The organism is Arthrobacter sp. SPT-J7, from assembly GCF_059089965.1.
The window spans coordinates 1-5,222 of record NZ_JBNHFF010000221.1 but is presented as its reverse complement, the minus strand read 5'-3'; the positions used below and the strand labels follow the sequence as shown (position 1 = coordinate 5,222).

At 66.3% G+C, this 5,222-nt stretch carries 6 protein-coding genes; 5 read left to right on the top strand and 1 reads right to left on the bottom strand.

What is annotated here, in order from left to right:
- Nucleotides 1–165: 165 nt before the first annotated feature.
- Nucleotides 166–516 carry an ArsR/SmtB family transcription factor gene (locus AC5RWX_RS29830; protein ID WP_494099833.1) on the bottom strand — a complete coding sequence of 117 codons (351 nt, stop codon included), beginning with the start codon at nt 514–516 and terminating at the stop codon, nt 166–168.
- 95 nt (nt 517–611) lie between these two features.
- Here AC5RWX_RS29830 and arsB point away from each other — a divergent pair, with 95 nt between their 5' ends.
- From arsB to AC5RWX_RS29805, 5 genes are all read left to right on the top strand, one after another.
- A complete protein-coding gene (gene arsB, locus AC5RWX_RS29825; RefSeq protein ID WP_494099832.1) occupies nt 612–1,703 on the top strand; it encodes an ACR3 family arsenite efflux transporter in 1,092 nt (363 codons plus the stop codon).
- A 24-nt stretch (nt 1,704–1,727) separates the two neighbouring features.
- Nucleotides 1,728–2,162 carry an arsenate reductase ArsC gene (locus AC5RWX_RS29820; protein ID WP_494099831.1) on the top strand — a complete coding sequence of 145 codons (435 nt, stop codon included), beginning with the start codon at nt 1,728–1,730 and terminating at the stop codon, nt 2,160–2,162.
- A gap of 35 nt (nt 2,163–2,197) precedes the next feature.
- The gene (gene trxB, locus AC5RWX_RS29815) at nt 2,198–3,202 is read left to right on the top strand and encodes a thioredoxin-disulfide reductase (RefSeq protein WP_494099830.1); all 1,005 of its coding nucleotides are present in this window, start codon (nt 2,198–2,200) and stop codon (nt 3,200–3,202) included.
- 128 nt (nt 3,203–3,330) lie between these two features.
- Nucleotides 3,331–4,710, top strand: coding sequence for an FAD-dependent oxidoreductase (locus AC5RWX_RS29810; protein ID WP_494099829.1), 1,380 nt, complete (start codon nt 3,331–3,333; stop codon nt 4,708–4,710).
- A 14-nt stretch (nt 4,711–4,724) separates the two neighbouring features.
- Nucleotides 4,725–5,156: an arsenate-mycothiol transferase ArsC gene (locus AC5RWX_RS29805; RefSeq protein ID WP_494099828.1), complete on the top strand. Its 432-nt coding sequence runs from the start codon at nt 4,725–4,727 to the stop codon at nt 5,154–5,156.
- Nucleotides 5,157–5,222: the final 66 nt, after the last annotated feature.

Genomic DNA, 5,222 nt, shown 5'->3' with positions numbered 1-5,222 from the left:
CCAGGGCGGCGGCCAGGAGGAGGAAGCCCGAGACGCGGTCCTCCCGGGCAAACAGCAGAAAGCCAGACGCCGACACCAGCACCGCCGGGATCAGGCTCAGTGGTGCCTGGGGCAGGTCGGCCGGGCCAGCGCCGCGGACTTGCGTTTGCGCCGCAGATTGCTGCTTCACAGCGTCGCCAGGAGTCCGGCCGCCTCATCGAGCGCACCGGGGACGAGCGAGTAGTAGGCCCAGGTGCCACGCTTTTCACGGTGCAGCAGTCCGGCGTCCACCAGGATTTTCAAATGGTGGGAGACCGTGGGCTGGCCAAGGTCCAGCGGCTCCGTGAGGTCACACACGCAGGCTTCGCCTGATTCCCCTGCCTTAACGATGGACAGCAGGCGGAGCCGGTTCGGGTCTGCCAGTGCCTTGAACACCAATGCCCGCTGCTGGGCTTCCTGGGCGCTCAGTGCAGGCTTCTCCGACGGCGTACAGCAGGCGGCGTCCACCTCGGGTTCGAGAATTTGCAGGGAGGTCATGTACCCCATTATGCAACAGATTGACATCGGTCGATATAGGTGTCCATACTCTTATATCGACAGCCATCAATTTAGTTGAGCCGCACAGGAGCACCGTGAGTACCCAGACACACCAGCCGCCGTCAGCCCCCGGAGAGGCCGCCGTCGTTGGCAGGCTCTCCACGCTGGACCGGTTCCTTCCCGTCTGGATCGTGGCCGCCATGCTGCTCGGCCTGGCTTTGGGCAGCCTCGTCCCGGGCCTGGATACCGCACTGGAAGCGGTGAAGGTCGGTGATGTTTCCCTCCCCATTGCCATCGGCCTGCTGGTGATGATGTACCCCGTGCTGGCCAAAGTCCGCTATGACCAGGCGAACCGGGTCATCGCGGACAGGAAGCTCCTGGTCTCTTCGCTGGTGATCAACTGGCTCCTGGCCCCGGCGTTCATGTTCGTCCTGGCGTGGATCTTCCTGGCCGACCTGCCTGAGTACCGCACAGGACTGATCATCGTGGGGCTGGCCCGCTGCATAGCGATGGTGATGATCTGGAACGATCTCGCCTGCGGTGACCGTGAGGCTGCCGCCGTGCTGGTGGCCATCAACTCCGTCTTCCAGGTCGTCGCATTCGGCGCGCTGGGGTGGTTCTACCTGCAGCTCCTGCCGTCCTGGCTTGGCCTGCCCACCACCAGCGCGGACTTCTCCTTCTGGGCCATCACTGCCTCCGTCCTGATCTTCCTTGGCATCCCGCTGCTGGCCGGCTTCCTCACGAGGACGCTCGGGGAGAAAGCCAAGGGCCGGGACTGGTACGAAGGTACTTTCCTGCCGAAGATCGGGCCCTGGGCGCTCTACGGCCTGCTCTTCACCATCACACTCCTGTTCGCCCTCCAGGGCGGCACCATTACCTCCAGGCCACTTGATGTCGCAAGGATCGCGCTGCCGCTGCTGGTCTACTTCGTGGTGGTCTTTGGCGCCGGCATGCTCGTGGGTAAGTGGCTGGACCTCGGCTACGCCAAAACCACAACCCTCGCCTTCACCGCCGCCGGCAACAACTTCGAACTGGCCATCGCTGTGGCGATTGGCACCTTCGGTGTCACGTCCGGGCAGGCGCTCGCCGGCGTCGTCGGCCCCTTGATTGAAGTGCCCGCACTTGTTGCACTTGTATACGCCGCACTCTGGGCGCGCCGGCGCTACTTCGCCCCCGCCACCCGCTGAACCACGACTTCCCCAGGAGACATGATGACCACCGAAACAGCCAGGAAGCCCTCCGTCCTCTTCGTCTGCGTCCACAACGCCGGCCGCTCCCAAATGGCCGCCGCGTTCCTCACCACTATGGCCAAGGGTGCGGTGGAGGTCCGCTCGGCAGGATCACAGCCCGCGGACAAAGTGAACCCTGCCGCCGTCGAGGCCATGGCAGAGCTCGGCATCGACATGTCCGCCGAAATCCCCAAAATCCTCACCACCGAGGCTGTCAAGGAATCCGACGTCGTCATCACCATGGGCTGCGGCGATGAATGCCCCTACTTCCCCGGAAAGCGCTATGAGGACTGGGTCCTGGAAGATCCGGCCGGCCAGGGCGTGGACGCCGTGCGCCCTATCCGCGACGACATCAAGACCCGCATCGAGAACCTGATCACGGAACTGGTACCCGCACGGCACCCGGACGCCCAGTAGCCTTTTCCCACACGCCTGAAGCAAAGGACCCTGCCGTGACCATTAGCGCGAACAACCAGCACGCCGCAGCCGAACAGCTGATCATCATCGGTTCAGGCCCTGCCGGCTACACCGCTGCCATCTACGCTGCCCGGGCCGGCCTTGAGCCGCTGGTGCTGGCCGGATCGGTGACGGCCGGCGGTGCGCTTATGAACACCACCGAAGTGGAAAACTTCCCGGGCTTCCCCGGCGGCATCCAGGGACCGGAGCTTATGGACGGGCTGCAGGAGCAGGCCGAGAAGTTCGGCGCCAAGGTAGTGTTCGACGACGTCACGGAGGTTGTGCTGGCCGGCCATCTCAAGACGGTGGTCACCGGCGGCGGCGAAACCCACCGTGCCCCGGCCGTCATCTTGGCCACCGGCTCCGCGTACAAGGAACTCGGGCTGCCGGAGGAGAAGAAGTTCAGCGGCCACGGAGTTTCCTGGTGCGCCACCTGCGACGGGTTCTTCTTCCGCGAACAGGACATCATCGTGGTTGGCGGCGGGGACTCGGCCATGGAGGAAGCGATGTTCCTGACCCGCTTCGGCAGGTCAGTCACCGTCGTTGTGAGGAAGGGCGAGCTGCGCGCCTCCCGCATCATGGCGCAGCGGGCCAAGGACAACCCCAAGATCACCTTCGCCTGGAACTCGGCCGTCACGGCCATTCACGGTGACGGGAAAGTCTCCGGGGTGACGCTCACGGACACGCGCACGGGGGAGACCCGGCACCAGTCCGCCACCGGGATCTTCGTTGCGATCGGCCACGTGCCGCGCACCGAACTGCTGACCGGGCAGGTGGACCTCGATCACGACGGCTATATCAAGGTGGATTCGCCCACCACCGTCACCAACCTCTCCGGTGTGTTTGCCTGCGGCGACGCGGTGGACCACCGGTACCGCCAGGCCATTACCGCCGCCGGCACGGGCTGCGCCGCTGCCCTCGACGCCGAGCGCTACCTCGCCGCGCTGCAGGATGCGGACAGCATCGCCACCGCGCTGGTCGAGGAACCAACCCACAGTTAGGACCCGGAAAAGGGGAGGGGGTGAGCGGAATGACGACAGGATGCTGCGGCGACTCCGGTTGCTGCGACGACGATCAGGACTGCTGCTGACCATTCGTCCGCCGGCCCCCCCACGTGAAAGAGGACACCATGGAATCAACTAAGGCCCTTCCCGTTGCCGTGATCGGCGCCGGGCCCGTGGGGTTGGCCGCCGCGGCCCACCTGCTGGAGCGCGGCCTGGAGCCGCTGGTCTTTGAAGCAGGCCCGACGGCGGGTGCGGCCGTTGAGCAGTGGCGCCACATCCGCTTGTTCTCACCCTGGCGGTTCAACCTGGACGCTGCCGCCCTCCGCCTGCTCGAGGCCGCCGGCTGGGAGTCTCCGCGGCTTACAGCTTTGCCCTACGGTGGCGAGCTGGTGGACAGCTACCTCACCCCGCTGGCGGCGCTGCCGGAGATTTCCTCCCGGCTGCAGACCGGCGCCCGCGTGGTGGCCGTCAGCAGGCAGGGCGTGGACAAAACCCACGTACGCAACCGCGACAGTGCGCCGTTCCTGGTCCGCGTGCAGCACGCGGACGGCGAAATCCGGGACCATACAGTGGCAGCGGTCATCGATGCGTCCGGCACCTGGTCACGCCGCAACCCGCTGGGCACGTCCGGGCTGCCGGCAATCGGCGAAGACGCGGCGGGGGACTGGATCTCAGGGCCGCTGCCTGACGTCACAGGACGGGACAGGGCCGTCTTCGCCGGGCGCCGGGTCCTGGTGGTGGGAGCAGGGCACTCGGCTGCGAATACCCTCATCAGCCTGGCTGACCTGACGAAGGAAGAGCCGGACACCACAATCGCCTGGGCTGTCCGCGGGGCCTCCGCGGAGAAGGTCTACGGCGGCGGCGACGCTGACGGGCTTCCGGCGCGGGGACAGCTTGGCGCCCGGGTGCGGCGCATGGTGGAGGCCGGCAGGATCGAACTCCACACGGGCTTCGGCATCGCCGCTATGAAAGCCACGCCTTCCGGCGTCACTGTGGCCGCCGTGGATGGCCGCACCGTGGTGGCCGACGTCGTTATTCCCTGCACCGGCTTCCGCCCTGACCTGGACATCCTGCGCGAACTCCGGCTGGACCTGGATCCTGCAGTGGAAGCTCCCGTGCAGCTGGGCCCGCTGATCGATCCGGAGTTCCACTCCTGCGGCACCGTTCCACCGCACGGCGCAAAGCTGCTGGCCCACCCGGACAAGGACTTTTACATCGTGGGCATGAAGTCCTACGGCCGGGCGCCCACGTTTCTGCTCGCCACCGGTTACGAGCAGGTCCGGTCCGTGGTGGCTGCCCTGGCCGGTGACCGCGAAGCCGCGGACACTGTCCAGCTCGAACTCCCCGAAACGGGAGTGTGCTCCACCGATGCAGGCAGCAGTTGCGACGTTCCAGCCCCGGCCCCTGCTGGTCCGTACGGGGAGGGCGCCTGCTGCGCCGCCCCGGAACCGGTACTGGTGGGCTTCCCCACCGGGCTGTCCCACGGCCGCTCCGGCACCAACTGAAAGGAATCCCCTCCATGACCCAGCAAGCTTCGGACGCCCGGAAACCTGCCGTGCTCTTCGTCTGCAGCAAAAACGGCGGCAAGTCCCAGCTGGCAGCGGGACTGATGAACCAGTTGGCCGGCGGCGCCGTCACGGTCTACTCCGCAGGCACAAGGCCCGGGAAGTCGTTGAATAGCCAGGCGGTGGAGTCCTTGACAGAACTGGGTATCGACATCGCTGGTGAGCACCCCAAACCGGTCAGCGATGAGGTGCTGGACGCCGTCGACGCGGTGGTGGTCCTCGGCACCGAAGCAAAACTTGAGCCGCGTGAAGGCGTCCGTTTTGAGCTCTGGGAAACCGACGAGCCCTCCGAACGCGGGATTGAGGGTATGGAACGCATGCGGCTGGTCCGCGACGACATCAGGGCCCGCGTGGAGAAGCTGCACACGGAGCTGACGGGAAACTGAGGTAAAGCGGAGAAAGCGGGCGACGGCGGAACAACCGCCGGCGCCCGCGTTCCGTGAGGTGCGGGG